The 19,578-nt window shown below is 62.1% G+C and carries 18 protein-coding genes; 12 read left to right on the top strand and 6 right to left on the bottom strand.

Annotation, left to right across the window (positions count from 1 at the left end; translation table 11 throughout):
• The first annotated feature begins 37 nt into the window (after positions 1–37).
• The 5 genes from AC07U4_RS08470 to AC07U4_RS08450 all read left to right on the top strand — a co-directional run bounded on the left by AC07U4_RS08470 (position 38) and on the right by AC07U4_RS08450 (position 3,726).
• Positions 38–550, top strand: a complete 513-nt coding sequence (locus tag AC07U4_RS08470) for a nuclear transport factor 2 family protein (protein ID WP_495195120.1) — start codon at positions 38–40, stop codon at positions 548–550.
• Between the two features lie 34 nt (positions 551–584).
• Positions 585–1,409 (top strand): oxidoreductase, encoded by an 825-nt coding sequence (locus tag AC07U4_RS08465; protein ID WP_495195119.1) that lies wholly within the window; start codon positions 585–587, stop codon positions 1,407–1,409.
• Between the two features lie 335 nt (positions 1,410–1,744).
• On the top strand, positions 1,745–2,575 hold the full coding sequence (locus tag AC07U4_RS08460; protein ID WP_495195118.1) for an aldo/keto reductase: 831 nt from the start codon (positions 1,745–1,747) through the stop codon (positions 2,573–2,575).
• Positions 2,576–2,584: 9 nt separating this feature from the next.
• Positions 2,585–3,103, top strand: a complete 519-nt coding sequence (locus tag AC07U4_RS08455) for a metallophosphoesterase family protein (RefSeq protein WP_495195117.1) — start codon at positions 2,585–2,587, stop codon at positions 3,101–3,103.
• Complete coding sequence (locus tag AC07U4_RS08450) at positions 3,100–3,726, top strand: class I SAM-dependent methyltransferase (protein ID WP_495195116.1); 627 nt, start codon at positions 3,100–3,102, stop codon at positions 3,724–3,726. Before AC07U4_RS08455 ends, AC07U4_RS08450 begins: the two co-directional genes overlap by 4 nt.
• A gap of 16 nt (positions 3,727–3,742) precedes the next feature.
• Here AC07U4_RS08450 and AC07U4_RS08445 read toward each other — a convergent pair whose 3' ends face one another.
• From AC07U4_RS08445 to AC07U4_RS08435, 3 genes are all read right to left on the bottom strand, one after another.
• Positions 3,743–4,003, bottom strand: coding sequence for a hypothetical protein (locus AC07U4_RS08445; protein ID WP_495195115.1), 261 nt, complete (start codon positions 4,001–4,003; stop codon positions 3,743–3,745).
• Positions 4,003–4,962: a bifunctional methionine sulfoxide reductase B/A protein gene (locus AC07U4_RS08440; protein ID WP_495195836.1), complete on the bottom strand. Its 960-nt coding sequence runs from the start codon at positions 4,960–4,962 to the stop codon at positions 4,003–4,005. The genes AC07U4_RS08445 and AC07U4_RS08440 overlap by 1 nt, the downstream gene beginning before the upstream one ends.
• A 661-nt stretch (positions 4,963–5,623) precedes the next feature.
• Positions 5,624–7,285, bottom strand: a complete 1,662-nt coding sequence (locus AC07U4_RS08435) for a hypothetical protein (RefSeq protein ID WP_495195114.1) — start codon at positions 7,283–7,285, stop codon at positions 5,624–5,626.
• Between the two features lie 530 nt (positions 7,286–7,815).
• Between AC07U4_RS08435 and AC07U4_RS08430 the strand changes: the two genes are divergently transcribed.
• From AC07U4_RS08430 to AC07U4_RS08400, 7 genes are all read left to right on the top strand, one after another.
• Complete coding sequence (locus AC07U4_RS08430; RefSeq protein WP_495195113.1) at positions 7,816–9,273, top strand: toll/interleukin-1 receptor domain-containing protein; 1,458 nt, start codon at positions 7,816–7,818, stop codon at positions 9,271–9,273.
• A complete protein-coding gene (locus AC07U4_RS08425; RefSeq protein ID WP_495195112.1) occupies positions 9,270–10,805 on the top strand; it encodes an argonaute/piwi family protein in 1,536 nt (511 codons plus the stop codon). The genes AC07U4_RS08430 and AC07U4_RS08425 overlap by 4 nt, the downstream gene beginning before the upstream one ends.
• Before the next feature lie 457 nt (positions 10,806–11,262).
• A complete protein-coding gene (locus tag AC07U4_RS08420) occupies positions 11,263–12,384 on the top strand; it encodes a hypothetical protein (RefSeq protein WP_495195111.1) in 1,122 nt (373 codons plus the stop codon).
• Entirely contained in the window at positions 12,381–12,962 is a 582-nt protein-coding gene (locus AC07U4_RS08415) for a 3'-5' exonuclease (RefSeq protein ID WP_495195110.1), read from the top strand. Before AC07U4_RS08420 ends, AC07U4_RS08415 begins: the two co-directional genes overlap by 4 nt.
• Entirely contained in the window at positions 12,959–13,546 is a 588-nt protein-coding gene (locus tag AC07U4_RS08410) for an AAA family ATPase (RefSeq protein ID WP_495195109.1), read from the top strand. Before AC07U4_RS08415 ends, AC07U4_RS08410 begins: the two co-directional genes overlap by 4 nt.
• 23 nt (positions 13,547–13,569) lie before the next feature.
• Positions 13,570–14,481 carry an aldo/keto reductase gene (locus tag AC07U4_RS08405; protein ID WP_495195108.1) on the top strand — a complete coding sequence of 304 codons (912 nt, stop codon included), beginning with the start codon at positions 13,570–13,572 and terminating at the stop codon, positions 14,479–14,481.
• A gap of 54 nt (positions 14,482–14,535) precedes the next feature.
• Positions 14,536–15,291 (top strand): hypothetical protein, encoded by a 756-nt coding sequence (locus AC07U4_RS08400; RefSeq protein WP_495195107.1) that lies wholly within the window; start codon positions 14,536–14,538, stop codon positions 15,289–15,291.
• Between the two features lie 436 nt (positions 15,292–15,727).
• Here AC07U4_RS08400 and AC07U4_RS08395 read toward each other — a convergent pair whose 3' ends face one another.
• The 3 genes from AC07U4_RS08395 to AC07U4_RS08385 are packed head-to-tail and all read right to left on the bottom strand — an operon-like array spanning position 15,728 to position 19,508.
• Positions 15,728–17,653 carry an ATP-binding protein gene (locus AC07U4_RS08395; RefSeq protein ID WP_495195106.1) on the bottom strand — a complete coding sequence of 642 codons (1,926 nt, stop codon included), beginning with the start codon at positions 17,651–17,653 and terminating at the stop codon, positions 15,728–15,730.
• Positions 17,650–18,165 (bottom strand): ABC-three component system middle component 5, encoded by a 516-nt coding sequence (locus tag AC07U4_RS08390; RefSeq protein ID WP_495195105.1) that lies wholly within the window; start codon positions 18,163–18,165, stop codon positions 17,650–17,652. The genes AC07U4_RS08395 and AC07U4_RS08390 overlap by 4 nt, the downstream gene beginning before the upstream one ends.
• On the bottom strand, positions 18,162–19,508 hold the full coding sequence (locus tag AC07U4_RS08385) for an ABC-three component system protein (protein WP_495195104.1): 1,347 nt from the start codon (positions 19,506–19,508) through the stop codon (positions 18,162–18,164). Before AC07U4_RS08385 ends, AC07U4_RS08390 begins: the two co-directional genes overlap by 4 nt.
• Positions 19,509–19,578: the final 70 nt, after the last annotated feature.

The following is a 19,578-nucleotide window of genomic DNA, read 5'->3' as shown; positions in this document are numbered from 1 at the left end:
TAGCCCCTGCCGCTCCCCTCATCACCGGAGACTAGCCATGACCAGCAACCGATCCTGGGCACCTTTTGCCGCGCGCGCCGGCCTCGCCTTCGCCGCAACCAGCCTCAGCTTCCTGGCAGTTGCCGCCAGCGCCAGCGCACAGACGCCGGCGCAGAACAAGGCGGCCGTCACCGCCAAGTTCGACGCGTGGAAGGCCGGCACTGGCAACCCGTTTGAACTGCTTGCCGACCAGGCGAGCTGGACAATCGAGGGCAGGTCCGTCTCATCCCGGACCTACCCCACCAAGGAAGCCTTCCTGCGCGAGGTAATCCGCCCTTTCAACGCCCGCATGAGTGTCGGCATCAAGCCGACGGTGAAGAGCATCACCGCGGAAGCCGATCGCGTCGTCATCCACTTCGACGCCGCCGGCACCGCCCGCGACGGCAAGCCCTACGTCAACACCTACGCCTGGTTCTTCCAGATGAAGAACGGCCGCGTGATCCGCGCCGCCGCTTTCTTCGACGCGCTCACCTTCAACGATCTGTGGGCGCGCGTCTCGCCCGCCGAGTGAGCTTCTCCCACTTCGCTACAAAAGGACTGTTCCCATGAAGACCTGGTTCATCACTGGCGCCTCGCGCGGGTTTGGCGCACTGGTGGTCGAGCGCGCGCTTGCACGGGGCGACGCCGTGGTCGCCACTGCCCGCAATCCGCAGGCCGTGACCGATCGCTTCGGAGCGCACCCCAATCTGCTGGCGGTGGCACTCGACGTTATCGACGAAGAACAGGCTCAAGCGGCAGCGCAGGCGACGATCGACCGCTTCGGCCGCATCGACGTGCTCCTCAACAACGCCGGCTATGGCCTGATGGGCGCTGTCGAGGAGGCGAGCGCAGCCGAGATCGAGGCGGTCTATCGGACCAACGTCTTCGGCCTGCTCACCGTCACGCGTGCGGTGCTGCCGCACATGCGCCGCCAGCGCGCCGGCCGCATCCTCAACATCTCGTCGATCGGCGGCTACCGCGGCGCGGCCGGGTTCGGAATCTATTCCTCCACCAAGTTCGCCGTTGAGGGGCTCAGTGAGGCATTGCACGCCGAACTCGCGCCGCTTGGCATCCATGTGACGGTGGTCGAGCCCGGGTATTTCCGCACCGACTTCCTCGACGCCTCGTCGCTGAGCGTAAGCCCCACGATCATCGAGGACTATGCGACCACGGCCGGCAAGGTCCGTTCGGTCGCGACCCGGCTCAACCATGCCCAGCCCGGGGATCCGACGAAGCTGGCCGAGGTGCTGGTCGGCCTGGCAGACGCACCTAACCCACCCGTCCGCCTACCGCTCGGGAGCGACACCGTCGCCGCGATCAGGGCCAAGCACGCCGCTGACGCCGCAATCCTTGCGCAGTGGGACACGGTATCCGTGTCGACAGATTTTTAGATCAGGCGGGATGCCGCTGTCGTGTCCGCGCTCGGCGCGTGCACCCAACAGACGCGCTTCGGCAGAAGCTGTCGCCAAGGTTCATGCAGGAAGACCCAATAGTCGACATTCAGCGGCGTTGAATGGCCTCCTGAAAGCAGCCGTTCATTCAGGTGATTTGGGCCAATTCGAGTCCTTGCGGCTCGCTGTGTTCCCGCATGCCCGCGACGATGCTGGCCCCGCGACTGACGGCGCAAGCGTCGCTGGCGGTACTGATAGGAGCTATGTTCGCCTTCGCGCCGAAACGCCCGCTCCGACGTTGTGCCGGTAATCGCCGTCGCGGCCATGGAGATCCGATGAAGACAGTCACGCTGAAGGATGGGGAAAGCGTGCCGGCCATGGGTCAGGGCACGTGGATGATGGGTGAGCGCCCCGACCAACGCGCCGACGAAATCGCGGCCCTCCGTCTTGGTATGGAGCTCGGCATGACGCTCATCGACACCGCAGAGATGTATGGCGACGGGGCGGCGGAGAGACTCATCGGCGACGCACTGGGTGATGTGCGCAACGAGGTGTTCCTCGTCAGCAAGGCCTATCCGCAGAACGCGTCGCGTAGGCGGCTGGCGGAGGCTTGCGAGGCGAGCCTGAGGCGGCTCAGGACCGACCGGCTCGACCTCTATCTACTCCACTGGCGCGGATCAGTCCCGCTCGCCGAGACGGTCGAGGCGATGGAGGCGCTGAGGTCGGCGGGCAAGATCCGCCATTGGGGCGTGAGCAACCTGGACACGGCCGACATGGCTGAACTTGTCGGCGCCGGCGGTGATGGCTGCGTCACCGACCAGATCCTCTACAACCTCACCCGCCGCGGGCCGGAGCACGACCTGCTGCCATGGCTGGCGGATCATGCCATGCCCGTGATGGCCTATAGCCCGGTCGAGCAGGGCCGGCTGATCGCCTACCCCGCGCTCGCCCGTGTCGCGGAGACGATCGGCGCCACGCCGGCGCAGGTGGCGCTCGCCTGGGCCCTGCGCCGCGATGGCACGATCGCGATCCCGAAGGCCGGCACGGAGGCGCACGTCCGCGAGAATCGCGCCACCGCCGACCTGATCCTGTCCGACGCCGATCTCGCGGCGCTTGACGCCGCGTTCCCGCGCCCGCGCGGTCGCGGTCCGCTCGAGATGCTGTGACGGGCCGCAATGACGCTGTTCTTCACCGCAGACACGCACTTCGGCGACCACCGCACGATCAACATCCAGCGTCGTCCGTTCGCGAGCGTCGCCGAAATGGACGAGATGCTCGTCGCCGGTTGGAACGAGGCGGTGGCGCCAACCGACGAGGTCTGGCACCTCGGCGACGTCGCGCGCCGATCGTCCGACGTGGCGAGCCTGCTCACGAGGCTGAACGGCACCAAGCACCTGGTGCGCGGCAACAACGACGAGCCCGCGACGGGGGAAGCGGCGGGCTGGTCGAGCGTTCGGGATTATGCCGAGCTGACGGTCGACGGGACCCTGCTAGTGCTCTGCCACTATCCGTTCAGGAGCTGGAACGGCCAGCACCGGCGCTCGATCAATCTGCATGGTCACAGCCATGGCAAGCTCAAGCCGATGCCGCGCCAGTTCGACGTTGGCGTAGACGCGCGGGGCTTTCGCCCGACGACGCTGGAGGCACTGCTTCCGTCCGGCACGGGATCGTCGAGCATTAGGGGTGGCGCATGAACATAGACCCGCTCCCCGAGCTGCCGGCTGGCGCCTTTGCCAAGCAGGACGCAGACGACGATCTCGCCTTCTACGCGCCGCCGCGGCTCGTAACGCACATCGATGAGGTCGCGGTCGCCGCGCTGACCGCGCGATATGGTGACGTGATCCCGCAACGCGCTCGCGTGCTGGACCTGATGTCGAGCTGGATCAGCCATCTGCCGTCCGACCGCGTGTATGCCGAAGTCGTGGGCCAAGGGATGAACGCCGAGGAGCTCGCCGCCAATGCGCAGCTCGACCGATGGTTTGTGCAGGACCTGAACCGCGATGCCGGGTTGCCACTGACCGACGGATCGTTCGACGCGGCGCTGTGCTGCGTCGGCGTGCAGTATCTCCAGCAGCCCGTAGCTGTATTTGCCGAGGTACGCCGCGTGCTGGTAGCCGACGCTCCGTTCGTCGTCAGCTTCTCCAATCGCTGCTTTCCGACCAAGGCGGTCGCGATCTGGCGCTCCCTCGACACGGCAGGACACGCCGCCCTAGTACGGCTCTATCTCGAGCGGGCGGGCTTCGGAAGCGTAGCGGTCGAGATGCTCGCGGACGGCAGAACGGGTGATCCGTTGATCGCCGTCATCGGCCGGGCCTAGTCGGACGCGCGGCGCGTCACAGCGCGATCTGGTCGAGCGCCTTCGCGAGTTCGTCCGACATCGCAGGTCCGTCATCCTTCGGCGTGTACCGGTTCAGGACGGTCCGCACCCGCGTCTGCGCGACCTGCAGCGTCTTGTGCCGCACCTCGCGGGTCGCATTGGTGCGCCACGACGGGCTCTCGCCGAGTAGCGCCGTCCACTTCGCCTCTTCCGCCGCCAGGACCGCGAGCGCGAGCCGCAAGCCGTCTCGCCGGCCATGCGCATAGTCCTCCGCCATCAAGCTGCCTTCACACGATGCGGCAGTCGCCAATTCGGTCGCACGAAATGGCAGGTGTAGCCGTTCGGCCTGCGCTCGAGATAGTCCTGATGCTCCGGCTCCGCTTCCCAGAAGTCGCCGACCGGGGAGAGTTCGGTGACGACCTTGCCGGGCCACAGTCCCGATGCCTCGACGTCGGCGATCGTGTCCTCTGCGACGGCCTTCTGCGCTTCGTTGGTGTAGAAGATCGCCGATCGGTAGCTCTTGCCGCGATCGTTGCCCTGCCGGTCCCGCGTCGTCGGATCGTGAATCTGGAAGAAGAACTCGAGGAGCACGCGGAAATCGGTGCGCGCTGGATCGAACACGATCTCGATGGCCTCCGCATGGGTGCCGTGGTTGCGGTAGGTGGCGTTCGCGTTGGTCCCACCCGAATAGCCGACGCGCGTGGAGACGACGCCCGGCAGCTTGCGGATCAGGTCCTGCATTCCCCAGAAGCAGCCGCCGGCGAGGACGGCCCGCTCTGTGCGGGCTGGAACGGCGACCTCCTCGATCTGATGGAGATAGGCGCCATACCCCTGATCGGCCATGTCCGCACGGGCGACGAAGCGAAGCGACGCCGAGTTGATGCAGTAGCGCAGACCCCCGCGATCGCGCGGTCCGTCCTTGAACACGTGGCCGAGATGGCTGTCACCGTGTGCGGATCGCACCTCGGTGCGGGGGATCAGCATCGACCAGTCGCGCGTCGCCTTCACGTTCGCTGGCTCGATCGGCCTGGTGAAGCTCGGCCAGCCGCAGCCGGACTCGTACTTATCGGTGCTGGCGAACAGCGGCTCGCCGGACACCACGTCCACATAGATGCCGGCGTCCTTGTTTCGCAGCAGCGGACCGGTACCGGGACGCTCGGTCCCATTCTTCTGCGTCACGCGGAACTGCTCCGGCGTGAGCGCGGCAATCGCGTCCTCGGTCTTGCGGTAGGTGATCATGTCGAAACCCTCGTGGTCACCAGCCGATATGGTGTCTACCGCCGTCGACTTCGAGATGATGACCGAGTGCTTCCCTGTTTGGCTCGGCCGCGCGACGAATTATCGACGTGACGAACGGCGGCGACCAAGCTGTGGAAACCAAAGCACGGTCATACCGGAGATGACTCAGATACCGACGGTGGCAGGCCTAACTACAAGTATCGGGATTACGACTGATCATTTTCCGCATTGCCGCGCTGCGGTTAATCGACCGCTGGGCGGCCGTGTAGACCCACATCCGGTCATTCAGCGCTGCGTTACGATTTCCCGTTTTCTGCCGTTCGTTCAGCTTATAAAAGGCGCATCGTTCACAGCCCACCCAGATAACTGAACCTCCGGCACTGGGAGGTAAGCGGACCGGCTGCTTAATGACGCCCAAGTTCGGTAAGAAGAAAATTATTCAAGAAAACGCTCGTCGGCAGTCATGCGCCCCTATTTTAGTCAGTCCATCTAGGTGTCAGATGCTTCAAAACTGCCGTTCGTTTCTCCTGCCGGAGTACGTCTTCACCTCCACCGCCAATGACTTAGGCTTTGGGTTTTCGCAGAATATGGCGGCGGCTATCTGTTTTAAATTTACGCCTGGCGGTCCAAGGCCGGACGGTACGTTGAACCACGATATTCATGGGCTTTTACATAGTTCAAAGTCGTCGATGCCGACACCAAATTGGGCTTTGAACGTTCGCTTCACCCAATCGGTTAGTTCATCATGCGAACTTCGGCCCGTAAGCCAACGGTACTCAAACTGAAAGGTGCCGTCCCGCAGAGCCCACTGATGCGCGAGGTCGTAGAGCATCAATGATCCGAAGAATCCATCAAGCGTTGCTTTGATTGCGCCTGGTGACTTCCCCGGGAAATCACGCGGAAAAACTTGTTCTGTATCACCCCGATCTGAGAACAGCGAGAGGTGATTGGTGAAGAAACGCTGATGCTGGGGCGCGATATCGCCTCCTGCTGCGTAGACGCCTGGCCAACAGGCAAATTCTGGCGTCGATAGCTTGTCCTCCGAGAATGCCAGAAAGCCAGCCATCATAACTCGAACTGGCATATTTTGTTGACTGAACTCGAAAGTACTCCGCTCTTTCAAAAGAAGTCGAGCGCCCGGATCATTTTCGGCAAGATCGCGAATAGCCTTCAGCCCGGCCAGCGGTGTGATGTAACCACAGGACGTAGCGAGGCGTCCGGAGACGTCCCAATATTCATCGGCTGAGAAGCTTTTTATCGTAACGAATAACTCCGGCTCGGCTGCAGCAGCTTCGGAAAGGTATGTAAAACGCGCACCGGGGTCGAGGTCGCGAATTAGGTTCTCGTGGTAGTCAATATCGAAAGGCAGACCGCCGTACGGATTGATGGACATATCGCAAATCAGCAGGAAGAGTGCGACGACCGAGTCATTGACTTTAGAGGGTCTCGATACCCCTGTGAGGCGGGCAAATTCATCGAATGCCGTAATGTACGGTCCGGCGAAGAATCCTTCCTTTTCGTAGCTTTCCCATTCCGAGGGACCGCCGGATGCCGCAAGAAATTGGACCTGCGTTAGTCGAGCTTGCCCTTCAAAGATGTCGCGAAGGCCCACTCGAGCACGGCGGATTGGCGACTCCGGGTAGAACCCCTCATGTCGTGCGTCGCGTAGCGCTTCGTAACGATCGTTCCATTTGCTCAAATCCGCGAGCGCGTTGCTAGCCAGCCCGCAGGAATCCTTGATCGCTTCCAGCACCGTCATGTAGGCAATATGATATATGTGGCCGACCGACTCAAAATAAGGACTTTGGTAAAGGGACTGCACCTTCAGCGGATTAAACTGAAATTTCTTGTAGAAGTCGAGGTCGACCATGTTGTTGATCGCCTCGTTGGCTGCCCCCAAGGCAATGATGTCGCCTTTTTCTATACCGGACTCTACCCTAACAGCCCAGTGCTTTAGCGGCTTTCGCGCGCCTAAGCGTTCCAAAGTCGTCTTAAGTGCACCCATGCTGGACAAGCATTGTGTCGGCAGAGCTAGGCTGAGAATAAGGCCTGACGTCGAACCAACATGCTGCCACCAATGAATTGTTTCGTGGAGATAGGTTGAATAAGCGCGGACGAGATCAGCGCGGTCGTAGCCATCGGTTTCGCCACAGGTGATCGCATCAACTAATTCGTGAACGCGCGGGCTAAGCCTGAGCACGAACTCCTCGGTTGTGTAGAGCCCGTGCGCATTGAGCGTTGCCTCGAACGATAAATTTTCCGGCTGAAAATCCCCCAGTGGCGTCAGGAGTTCAGGCGCATCAATCGAAAATTTCGCCAAATCAATTACTCCGCTACATCGAGCTACGCGCGCTATCGTAGCCGCCGTCACTACCCTGTATCAATTTCTTTGGACGGATAGCGCAGCTTTGCGCGGGCGTGCATCTGGCACAGGTTTTTCTGATTGAGCCAACGAAGTCGCCTCGACAGGCACCTGAACCAACGGTCGTTTGAGGAAAGCGTATAAATGTCCTGAGTGACCAGCTCTGGGCGGATGCGGACTGTCCCACCCTTCCGTCACGACAAGACCCACTACCGGTCATTCAGAGCGCCTCGTCGGCTTCCCACCTTTTGCCGTTCGTTCATCTCGATCTCCGAGGCCGCTGGCAGTTAGAATAGGCTCCCTCGGCGGGGTGGAGGGCGGATTGCGCCCACCCCCTCGACATTTAAGGGCCTGCCCGCTCAAAGTTCACGGCCAGCAGCTTGGATAGCGGGTCGCGATTGCACCGCTCGAGAATTGTCGCGCGACACCGCTGAAACGCGTTACTGACCATGGGTGGCCACCGAACAGCAGGAGAACACTTCCCTTCGATGGTCCGCATGCTAGCCTGCCATTCCTCCCCACCAGTCGCAGGACATCTGATCATCGTCGACACGCCAGCACCCGCAACGCCGCGAACCACCATCTTGATCACGCACGCAAATCCGGAGGACAACCGGTTCGCGCGGTGGCTCGCCGCGCGGCTCACGAGCGCAGGTTACAGGACCTGGGTCGATGTGCGGGCACTCCGTGGAGGGGAGGACTTCTGGGACAGCATCGAACACGTTCTGCGTCATGAGGCGGTCAAGCAGATCGTGCTGGTGTCCCAGCATATCGGAAAGCAGGGCGTTAAGAAGGAGCTCGCGCTTGGCGACCTGATGGGCCGGAAACTCGGCGATGCCGGATTCATGATCCCCGTTCGAGTTGCCGACGTCGACTTCGGCGACTTCCCGACCGAGATTTTGAGACTTAACGCGATCAATGCCCACCCGAACTGGGCTGCATCCCTTGCTCCGCTCTTCGAAACCCTCGAGGACGCCAACGTCCCACGGGTCGCCACTGCCGACGCCGCTTCGCTGGAAGCCATCATCACGGCACAGGAGGAGGGCCGTAAGCGCATCGTCGAGGAGCCGGAGGACCTGTTCAGCAACTGGTTCGAACTCGCCGCACGGCCTGATGTTTGGGTTCTCGACGGCAAGGGGACCAGCGGGCAAGTGGCCGCGTGGAGCGAGTTCACTCGAGTCCCGCACGTGCTTCATGAGGGCGGTGTCATCGCGTTCTGCGGAACCGACGCAATTACCGCGCTCGACAATATGGCTCCGCCGCTGAAGGCACGCGCCTGTTTTCCCTTCAACTCTGTGGTCGACGGCAACTACGGCCGCAGCTTTGGCACGAACCGTGACGCGCGACGCATCGTTGTCAACCTACTGCGCCAGCATTGGGACATGGCGATGCACCGTCGCGGCCTGCTTCCCGTCACGTTCGCGTCCGGCGCGAGGGGCTGGTTCTTCCCTGACGGCCTCATCGACGGACAGGTCAAGATAACCCTACCCGAAGGCACTCGCGTTCAACGCATGCTGAGTGGCAAGTTCAAGGATCGCCGCTGGCACCTATGCCTAGTGGCGCAACCGAAGCTGTGGCCCAGCCCGCTATTCCGCGTCCACGCCAACGTCGCGGTCACCACGGACGGCCGCGCACCGCTTCCGGGAGAGCAGCTACAGCGGATCCGGCTGCGGCTGACTAGATCCTGGTTCAACGACAAGTGGCGAGACATGCTCCTGGCCGCGATGGGCTGGCTAGCGGAGTCAGTTGGCGAGCTTGACCTGGGCGCGGCTGGCGAGCGACTCGGTGTCGCTAGCATGCCGATTAGGTTCACTTCTCCAGTGAGCTTCGCAGCTGAGGAGGAGCGCCCCGCAGAGGAGGATGCGTCAGGACGGATCGAGCTTTCGGAGGAATACGACTCCGACTTCGACGAGGTCGAGGACCGGATCGAGGAGGTCCAGGAATGACCATGCAAAGTCTTCGGATCCCCGAGCCACTGCTCGAGTTCGGCCACGGCCAACGGATGGAGGCACCAAAGGACGGGCTCTTCCTCTTCGGCCCGCTGGAGGGGACGGAGGGACGCTCGCAGGTGCGGATCGGCGTCGTGGGCACGGACAGCGGCGCCGGTCTTTCCCGGCGTTGGCTCGAGCGGATCGGCGTGCACATCCCCGGGAAGGCGAACCGGCAGGGTCACCCGACGACCTGGGCCCCGGACTGGCCGGGGTTCGAGACGACGTTCGACGTCGCGATGCCGAAGCATGCGATGGTCGAGATCGGTTTGACCGGAAGCGAAATCGAACGTTGCATCAAGAAGAGCAACCGCTCCGACGCGGTGCGTTCCACCGTTCTCCTGTTCGCTGAGGCGATACGCGCGCACCTGCGCAACGAGGAGCGGCGGCCGGATGTCTGGCTCGTCGTGGTGCCCGACGTGGTCTACCGATACGGGCGGCCGCAGGTGGCACCGCCTCCACGGGACGAGCGGACGCAATCTGCAATCCTATCCTCAAGGGAAGCGAAGCGCTTCTTCCAACAGGGCGGGGACCTCTTCCCCGACACCATGCGCGACGCGGAAACCTATCTTTTCTCGAGCAACTTCCACCACCAGCTCAAGGCGGAGCTGCTGCAGGACGGCGTTGTGCTCCAGCTCGTCCTAGAGAGCACCCTGGTCGATCGCAGCCTCGCCCTTGCGAGCGACCGGCGACGCGGCCTTCAGGATGAAGCTACCGTCGCCTGGAACTTCTGCACGACGCTCTACTTTAAATTGGACGCAAAGCCGTGGGCACTCGCCGACGTGCGAGCGGGCGTCTGCTACGTCGGCCTCGTCTTCAAGAATGACGACACGCCGGCGGCCACCGGAGAAGCCTGCTGCGCAGCGCAGATGTTCCTCAACTCGGGCGATGGGCTCGTCTTCCGTGGCGCACTCGGTCCTTGGTACTCCGACAAGACCAGAGAATATCATCTCTCCGAAAGCGCGGCCGGCGCCCTGATGATATCTGTAGTCGAGGGTTACCGACTCAAGCACGGAAAGCCGCCGAGCCAATTGTTCATCCACGGACGCCACAGGTTTTCCGACGCGGAATGGGCTGGTTTCGCCGGGGCCGTACCCAGCGAGACCGAACTGGTCGGCGTGCGGATAAAGCAGCAGGACGACGTCCGCCTGTTCCGGCCGTCCGCCTCGACCCCGGTGCTGAGAGGCACAGCGCTCGTCGTCGATCGCCGAAACGGCTTTCTCTGGACCCGCGGCTATGTTCCTAGACTCGCCGCCTATCAGGGTTTCGAGACCCCCAAGCCACTCACCGTCGAGATCACACACGGCGACGGGGACATCACGCAGGTCCTTACCGACGTGCTCGGCCTTACCAAGGTGAACTACAACGCGTGCGACTTCTCGAGCGCGCTGCCGGTTACGCTGAAATTCGCCGACCGAGTGGGGGAAATCCTGATGGCGTCGCCGCGCACCGTTACGGCGCCTCCGCTGCCGTTTCGCCACTACATTTAGCCGGGGGATGCGCCGCCGCTTAGACCACGGAGGTACTCACCCCGGTATGGCGCTGTGGTCCCTATCACGGGACAGCGCACCGCAAACCCCCACAACCGGTCGTTTAGCCCACCCTTATCGCTTCCCAGCTTCGGACGTTCGTCAATGTAGATTGAATTGTACGTCGTCAGAGGGTTGTCGAGCGTCCGGGTCCGCGTAAATTGGGACTTTGCTCCTGTTCGCAGGCGACATTCGCACAGTAGCTCCTGTCGGGAACGGACGTTCGGCGTTTGTCCTACCGACATCGCAGAAGGACGCAAGCCGGGCCCCTTGCTGACCGACGGGCCTTGGACAAAGAATGCTGGAAGCCGTCGTTCGATCGTGAAACAAGTTCGCGAGCTCTGAGGTCGCTTCGCGTTGATTTCCATCGCAAGTGTGATCGCGCGTGTGATCGGCGTGAGTGGGGGTGGTCAGACATATGGCTCGTAGCATCAAAGGGTTGCGCACGGCGCCGGTAGATCTGCCGGTGACGCTGCGGGAAGTGGTCGAGTATCGAAAGTCGGGTCTTAGCCTAAACCATGTGGTCGGCTGTCCGCTCGACTGCGCCTATTGCGTTCGTCACCTGTTCGACAACTACGACATGAAGAAGCCTCACCTCGTCATGGACGACGAAGCCGCGGTCGTCGCCCTCACCAAACACTGGGCGTTCCGACCGCACCAGACACCGATTCAGATCTTCAACAGGGCGACCGATCCCTTCCTGCCGCGCGTGAAGGAGCATCTCCAAAGGACGCTCGAGCTTCTTGATGGCCAAGGCCTCACGAATCCCGTTCTCGTCATCAGCCGTTGGCGTGTTGACGCCGACGATGTCGAGCGCATGGAGAGCCTGACCAACCTCAAGTTGACCGTTCTGGTAACCTGGTCGGGTATAGACGACGCTCGCATCGAGCCGATAGACGGCACCGTCGCGGAGAAGTCGCTCGCGACGCTCGCCGCCCACGCAGTCAGGACGAAGCGGATCCTCTACTGGCGCCCGATCATCGCCGGCATCAATGATGGCGACGACGTGATCGGACGGGCCCGCAAGCTCGCCCGGCTTGCCGATGCCACCGTCTTCACCGGCCTCTTCCACCGGGACCAGATAAGGGCGCACATGCGTTCGATCGGTGTGCCCGACCTCTACGACAGCGCCCCCAGGCGCAAGATCATGCCGCGCCTCGTCGAGCGAAATATCCTCGACGCGTTCAGCGATCAGCCGATCTTCCGAAAGACGTCGTGCGCCGTCGCCTATGCGCACGGCATCGCCGACTACAACGGCCACCTCGGGATCGAGAGCGTCTGCGACATCTGTCCGGCGAGACAGGTCGACATCTGCGCGGCCGCACATGCAGAGCCGTCACGAGAGCTGATCGCCGCTCTGGCGGGCGAAGCCGGGCTCGCCACCGGAACGATCGAGATCGCAAACGGGCGCATCCTCGTCGACGACAGCACCGAGCAGCAGCGCTACTTCATCCAGCACGCCACCGGCTTCCAAGTACACGACAGGTTGCACCCGCACCTGCCGGGGCGGCATGGACGCGCCGAGGAGGGATGGGAATGAACCAGCGCATGTGGGCGGTCGACGTAGAGGGCAACGGCGGATCGCCGCCCGAAATCGTCGAACTCGCCATCGTCGAGATGGAGGCGCTGCAGCTGACCGGCCGCCAGAAGCACTGGCGATTCAGGCCCAAGGGTGGGATCACCCCCATCGTGTCGCGGATCCACGGAATCTGGGAGCGCGACGTCGCTGACGCACCCGAAATCGAAGACGTCATCGACGACGTTCTAGAATGGCTGGAGGATGCCCCGATCGTTGGACACAACGTCCGCGTCGAACTCGAGATCATCGGACGAGCGATGGAGGACTGGAAACCTTCCGCCGCGTTCGACACGCTCCGCATCGCGCGCCGGCTGCTGCCCAACGAGAAGAAGCACGGCTTGGAGCACCTCGGAAGCACGCTCGGTCTGCTCGACGCGGCAGGCGCCGCGACGGGTGGAGGCTCCCACTCCGCCCCGTTCGACGCAGCCCTCTCAGCAATCCTGCTCGAACATCTCCTCGCACCGCTATCCGAGGCCGAGCGCCAGGCCGTCATGGATGACGCCGACATCCTCCGCGTCCAGCAGGGCTCGCTCCTGTGACGTCCCGCCCATGCAAGATCGCTGTCGCCGGCACGCACTCGACGGGCAAGACGACCTTCCTACGCCGGCTTGAGGACGAACTCACCCGCCGGAAATTCTTGCCCAAATACGTCCACGACAGCGCGGTAAACGCCCGTAACTTGGGCTTTCCCATTCTCAGGGATCACACCTTCGAAAGCACCGCATGGATCATGGCAGAGGCGATCCGGCTGGAGACGGTGGCCTCACTCTCCGCCGACGTCATCCTCGTCGACAGGCCGGTGCCTGACGCGCTGGGCTATCTCGTTGCCGCACTTGAGGTGACCGGTCGAAGCCTGACGCCCGGACGCCTGGAGCGTCTTGAGGCCATCTGTACAGGCTGGATGGGCGAGTACGACCTCACGTTCGTGACTCAGCTGGACCAGGACATTCCGATAGGCCCCGGCCGCGATGACGATCACGAGTTCCGCATCGCGGCAGGCGTCGCCGTCTCCCGCATCCTGAGCCGGGTCGCACCGCACGCCAAGGTGCTCGAGGCACACGATGCAGACGACGCCCTCGCGCTCGCGATATCGTTCGCCGAACGGCACCGGAGCGGTGCTTGAATCCGTACAGTAAAGGCACCGACGTGGCCGTATCCGCAGCCGGCCCTGCCAGGATCGGCTTGGGCTGCATGGCACTCACCGGCATCTACGGCGCCATCGACGGGGATGTGGCTCAGGCCACCATCCACGCGGCGCTCGATTGGGGCATACGGGTCTTCGACACCGCGGCCCTCTATGCCGACGGTACCAATGAGGAGTTGCTGGGACGAACGATCGGAGACCGCGACGACGTCTTCGTCGTCACGAAATTCGGACTATCCGCCGGCGGCGATGGCACCCTCGTCCGCGACAGCAGCCCGGCAACGGTGCGCGCATCCGTGGATGCATCGCTGCAGAGACTTCGCAAGGAGCGGATCGACCTTCTTCTCCAGCATCGACCGGATCCGAGGACAGACGATGCAGTCGTCGCTGGTATAGCAACTGATCTAATGCGCGAAGGCAAGATCGCCGCATTCGGTCTCTCGGGAAGCGCGCCGGAGCGCGCAGAGAAATTCAGACGGACCGTTCCCGTGGCGGCGATGCAGAACGAACTCTCCTTGGCGAGTCCGGAGCGGCAGAACGAGCCCGCGATCCTCGATCAAGCTGGCGCAATGTTCATGGCGTATGCACCGCTGGGACGCGGGCTGCTCACCGGCAAGTCCGGAAACGTCTCGGTGCCGGGCGACCTGCGCGAACGGATGCCCCAGTTCCAAGACGATGCAAAGAAGGCGAACTTGGAGCGTCTTGCCGTCGTGGACGAGATCGCCGCGACGCATGCGACATCGCGGGCGGCCGTCGCCCTGGCATGGACACTTCTTGCCGGCAGTAACGTCGTGCCCATCCCTGGCGCGCGAAGTCCGGAGCAGGTCAGGACGGCCATCATGGCCGCCGACTTGGCACTCACCTCAGATGAAATGCTTCGCCTCTCCGCAAGCGTGCAGCAGATAGCACCCTAGCAGCCTGCGATTACGGACCTTGTCCTGACCAGCGCGCTGCGGCAGCAAGGCGGCATGACCTACGTCGCCGCATCAGGCACTGCACGCATCCAGCATGCCGACACCGGCGAAGTGTTCGAGATCGATGCCGACGAGCTCGACTTCGAGGCGATCGGTGCCGACGAACGGAACATGGGTCCCGAGATCCATCACCAGGCGGAACTGGAGCATCCGGAGCTAGGCACGTTGACCTGGGGCCTTTGGGAATATCCAGTCGGCATCGAGAACATGACCGAAACCGAGATCGGTCCCCACACCATCCTCGAAGACATCGACTACGGGCTGCGTCACGAGCCCGACGAGGAGGAGCCACCCGAAGACGACGAGCCGGATCTTCCTGCTCTGCTCAGTCGGCTGCCTGCGCAGATCGATACGCTCGATCACATCCTCGCCCAAATCGCGGACCTGCAGCCTCGGATCGGCCACAACCAGCCCCCGGATGAGCATCGGCTCACCCTCACCGATCTGGAGATAAGCGAGATCCGGGCAAGTCTCGACGAACTGCGCGCGCAGGCCGCGAGGCCGAACGCGATCACATCCGCAGACCCGGCGACAATCCAATTGGCGCAGACCCGATTGTCGAAGCTGTCCTCGACGCTCGGCAAATGGGGCAAGATGTCCACCGGCGCTCTGGTGCTCGGTGCCCTTGGAGGTTTGGGAAAGGGCGCCGGCGATCATGTCTGGCAGCAAACGCCGATGCTGCACCATCTCGTCGACGCCATTCAGCACACGCTGGCCGTGTGGATCGACGTGCTGATGACACTGTTCTGAGCGGAAGCCCTACGACGACGGGCGGAAGTGGTGACGGCTGAGCGCTTGACCAGGTAGCTTTCGTCACCGGAGTCAATCACGTCAGCCATCCTCGTCTCCAGTCCGGCTCGTGTCGGCTATCCGTACTACGGGTCCGACGCGATCGAGTGCTCGGGAGACAAAACATTCGAGCACGACCCCGCTTGGGATATGAACCAACGGCGGCTCTAAACCCGGCGCTTAGCCTGCTGAGCGGCATAAAAGAGCACTTGTGCCGACGTCCGCACCGACCAGCATGATCGGCCTCTTTCGGCGGGATCGAACCTTTCTCAAAACAAATGCGAACGACCAAGTCTGGTCGACACCAGTCGGGCAGGTTCGGAGCCGCGCGGACCTAGAGGGCAGCCGTTCAGTCAGGATCCATGCCGCCCGCAAGCGGACGCCTCGATGACTGCCCTCAGGCTCCGTTGCTTGTTGCGGGCGCGACAATCGCCAGCGAGGGCGCGACCTTCGTGTATTTGCGGCCGACCACGAGGTCACTGTTCTCCAGTTCCGGCGCGATTTTTGACGTAGTGAAGATGATTTGATGAAGATGCTCGGTTTCCGCTGATCTGGAAACAAGCACTCGCTGAAAATTCCACGACCGCTCCTCGACCATCCCTTTGTCTTCAATATTGTCGAACAGCATCCATCGCGGCAGGCAGAAGCGTGCGTCGGCGATCGACGAAAAAAGATTTGCTGCGGCGAAGCTATTTTTCAGCACAACCATCCCGCTGGCGCTGCCCGACCGGTTTTTGTCTTTGTTAATTGCGATCCAGTCCTCGGCAAAGCTAAAGTCGACATGGTCTACCTGACCGAAATCAGAGTGCTCATCGAGATCACGATCCAGGATTGCCTTGGCCTCGCTGGAAATCAGCGTATAGGCCGAGCGCTTCCGTTGATCTTGTGACCGGCTGATGGCTTCAACCTCTTTGCGCAGGCGAGTGACGTCGTTATTAAGGTCTTCCTTCTGCTGCGACAGAATCCGAATGTTGCGGCCAAGCTCAAGCCGCTTTTGAAGCACCTCAAGCTGGCTATCGATGAAGCCTACCTTACGACTGAGTTCGGCAACGCTGGCTTCCCTTTTCGTGGCTGGTCCCGTGCGTGACACCTCGATCGTGGTCGTCGCGCGGCGCAGTTCGAGCTTCGCGACGCGCAGATTGGCCGTCATGATCGAAAGTTCGGCACGACGTTCTTCCTGAAGGGTGGTGGACTCCCGAAGCTGCATCTGCAGATCCAGACGGACAGCCAGCGTGCGGGAGTCGTCGGCGCCGTGAACGTGCGGTTCGTTGCACAGCTGACAGTGGTCCGAGGCCTTTTCCCTCACGACGGCAAAGCAGGACGGACAAAACTCGAAGTCAAGGCGTCCCAGCGCCGCGAAGGTCAGGGCTGCGTCGTCGAAATCGCGCAGTGATTCGCGGAGGTGCTCGAGAAACGCGTCGGCGTCCTCGATTTCATAGCCCAGCGTCTCGATCGCATCGGTCAGGTCGACGACCCGGCGCCGGCTGGTCCTAAACGCCTTCAGCGCCTCGGCTCGCGCAGTCTTCAGCTCCTGCGTCGCTGCGCCGTCATCATCCTCATCGCTCAAGGCGTCGATGGCCGCAAGCAGCCGTGTGCGTTCCTGGCTTGCGTTGGCGATGCCGGTCTCGATGTGTTCGACGAGAATCTGTTCGCCGTACCCGGATGCCACTGCCATCAAGTTCGTCAAGGCGGTGGAGACGTCCTTGTACTTCTTCTCGGTTTCCCGAGGTAAGATCTGCCGGTCGTACAACTCATACCCGCCGATGCCCGCGAGCAACTCGCCGATTGCCTGCCGTGTTTGCCATGTGTCCCAACGGTCGACGCGGAAGATGCGCTGGATCGGCGTCAGCTGATCGACGTAGATCAGCCGCAGGATCTGGTGCATGGTCAGATTGCTGGCGCCGTCGCTGATCGCCTCGGGCAGTCCGATTGCGCGAAACAAGATCTGGCTGAAGCTGTAGCCGCGCTCCTGTCGGCTGTACGGATAGCTTTGCCAAAGATCGGAACCGGCGCTCAGCGCCTGCTCCATCGGACCAAAAAAGATATCCATCGGTCGGCCGATATCGCTCGACACGAAGCGGCGGGTGGTCAAGACGCCCTGCGGCGTGGTGATCTGCACCATGACGGCCTCTGCGCGTGACGCATAAGGCTTCCATTCACGAAGGTCGCCGCCAAGGCCGAAGAAAATGAAATCGGCGAGTGTCGACTTTCCCGACCCGTTCGAGCCGTGGATGATGTTGACGCCGCGGTGAAAGCGCTCGTCGTACAGGACATTGCTTGCCTGATAGACGAGCATGCGCTCAACGATCAGCTGGCTTCTCATGCGACCGGCCCCCGGGTCGGCACACCCGCTCGCTTGAAGATGTTATCTGGACCGCTGGCGGGAAGGTTGGCGATGTCGGTGATCAAGAAGGTCATCAACGCGGACTGCGCAGCGTTTTGCGCGCTTGCCCGATCGTGGAGGGAGGCGGGCATGTTGCTCTGATCCAAGGAGGCGTATCGATCACGAAGGGCGTCTCGCTTTAGGAGGCTCCGACCAGCCAACTGCTTGAGCGCCGCCGACTGGTAGAGCTGCAGATCCTGCCAAATCGACGCAGTGCCGGGGAGATTGACGAACAGGTCTTTGACAGGTGGAAGGCGGAGCGCTCGCAGATTCTCTCGGACGGTCGCCGGAAGCTTCATCCGCAGGGCCAAGGATGGGTACATCAGGAGCATGTCGAGCACCCGCAACTGGTCGATGGGGATGCCCTCTCCCTTCCATGTCAGCAAACGGACAATACGGAACGCGCAGTGATAGGGATCTCGCGCCGAATACCAAATGCGGAGATCGGTCATGCATCCCAGCTCACGTGGCAATTGCCTGCTAGATAGTAGAGGGCGTTGTCGACGAGCGCCGATGTAATCTCGCTGCCCGGGTGAGAGAACTGGCGGACGCAGGGGTCGAGCACGTCCGACTGAATAGCATGATCGACCTGCGCAAGCGTTGCACCCTCGCTGATCGGCCGTCGAATGTGCCGTGCGAACCGGCTTTCTACGTCACCCAATAGCTGCGTGTACCGCGTGACAGCCGAAGGTTGGGCGATATGGCGGCGAAGCGCCATGGCAAACCGTTCCTTGCGCCGCGTGGCATCCTTGATCTGGTAGCCGCGGCCCGCCTCGCGCAACTTTTGGTCGAGCGGTCGGCGATCATCAGCTGCGATGGTTGTGAAATAGGCGAAATCTTCCAAGATGTCAGAGGTCACGCCCTGGGGTGCGGCAATGTCGGTCGAGGGCGCGAGAGCGATTTCGGCGCTTACCGCCGTTACGTTCTGGATAGCCGGTGGCACCGCGACAGGCATCAGATTTTGACCGGTCGAACTCGATGCTCCACTTGTCGCCGAGCTAGCGACGACCAAACTGCGCCCCGCGAGAGGCAGCGTCCGCAATAGCTCACATACAGACAGATAAACGGGCGCCTGAACGTTGTTTGGTTTACAGATGTCAATATGGTTGGTCTGGACCGCGATCGGCTCGGCACCGTAGACATTCGGGTTTGCGGTCACCCGGTCCACGATGTGTATACCGTAGGTCTTTTCGGTTTCGTAGAACGGACGAACGATAACCTTTTCGCGCACTGCAAAGTTCGAGAAGAAGTTGCTGAGGTCGAGGAGGTCAGCGCCGCTGTATGCGAGTTGCTGGGATGTCTTGCTTTTAAACGGCCTGAGAATGATGTCGCACGCGTTCGCCAGTTGCGCACCTTGATGCGGCGTGCCGAGAAAAACGACCGCGCGGATTTTATCGGCAAGGTTCTGGAACCGGACGTCCGCAGAGTCGGCACATCGGCGCAGCATCTGCTTAACGATGAGACCACCCAAACTATGGGTGATGAGAACGATGTTGTCGGCTTGGCGCGGCCGGCTGATTAATCCGTCGGCAAGCGTCGTTGCGAGATCCTGGATTGATGCGCCACTACCGAGCAATATACCCGCGAACGCACTCGAGTCATATCCGGCAAGATAGACGTTGATGTCGGCAAACTTATCCGCGAGCCATTGCGGCCAAAAGTCGCCCTCCTTCGCGGTCCAGGTAGTGCGACGATCACCAGACAGGCCATGGACGAACACGACATCGACGGTCGGCTCTGAAACGCAGTTTTGTGACCCGGTTGCAAATACCGGTGTAGGCCCTTCTCCCGTCACGACTTCCTGTGCCCCCTTGATGAGTGGGTTTCGCCGCTGCAGTGCCCCGCGTCAAGCTGAGGCCACCGGA

The sequence above is a fragment of the Sphingomonas sp. GW821-FHT02B09 genome, assembly GCF_059421875.1.
The sequence above is the reverse complement of the archived record's forward strand: the minus strand, read 5'-3'. Positions and strand labels throughout refer to the sequence as shown.

What these genes read in the sequence shown, in the direction of transcription:
- AC07U4_RS08390 (WP_495195105.1), bottom strand. Translation starts at nt 18,165, where the DNA reads ATGACCGATCTCCGCATTTGGTATTCGGCGCGAGATCCCTATCACTGC.
- AC07U4_RS08395 (WP_495195106.1), bottom strand. Translation starts at nt 17,653, where the DNA reads ATGAGAAGCCAGCTGATCGTTGAGCGCATGCTCGTCTATCAGGCAAGC.
- AC07U4_RS08415 (WP_495195110.1), top strand. Translation starts at nt 12,381, where the DNA reads ATGAACCAGCGCATGTGGGCGGTCGACGTAGAGGGCAACGGCGGATCG.
- AC07U4_RS08455 (WP_495195117.1), top strand. Translation starts at nt 2,585, where the DNA reads ATGACGCTGTTCTTCACCGCAGACACGCACTTCGGCGACCACCGCACG.
- AC07U4_RS08445 (WP_495195115.1), bottom strand. Translation starts at nt 4,003, where the DNA reads ATGGCGGAGGACTATGCGCATGGCCGGCGAGACGGCTTGCGGCTCGCG.
- AC07U4_RS08465 (WP_495195119.1), top strand. Translation starts at nt 585, where the DNA reads ATGAAGACCTGGTTCATCACTGGCGCCTCGCGCGGGTTTGGCGCACTG.
- AC07U4_RS08420 (WP_495195111.1), top strand. Translation starts at nt 11,263, where the DNA reads ATGGCTCGTAGCATCAAAGGGTTGCGCACGGCGCCGGTAGATCTGCCG.
- AC07U4_RS08430 (WP_495195113.1), top strand. Translation starts at nt 7,816, where the DNA reads ATGGTCCGCATGCTAGCCTGCCATTCCTCCCCACCAGTCGCAGGACAT.
- AC07U4_RS08470 (WP_495195120.1), top strand. Translation starts at nt 38, where the DNA reads ATGACCAGCAACCGATCCTGGGCACCTTTTGCCGCGCGCGCCGGCCTC.
- AC07U4_RS08425 (WP_495195112.1), top strand. Translation starts at nt 9,270, where the DNA reads ATGACCATGCAAAGTCTTCGGATCCCCGAGCCACTGCTCGAGTTCGGC.
- AC07U4_RS08450 (WP_495195116.1), top strand. Translation starts at nt 3,100, where the DNA reads ATGAACATAGACCCGCTCCCCGAGCTGCCGGCTGGCGCCTTTGCCAAG.
- AC07U4_RS08460 (WP_495195118.1), top strand. Translation starts at nt 1,745, where the DNA reads ATGAAGACAGTCACGCTGAAGGATGGGGAAAGCGTGCCGGCCATGGGT.
- AC07U4_RS08400 (WP_495195107.1), top strand. Translation starts at nt 14,536, where the DNA reads ATGACCTACGTCGCCGCATCAGGCACTGCACGCATCCAGCATGCCGAC.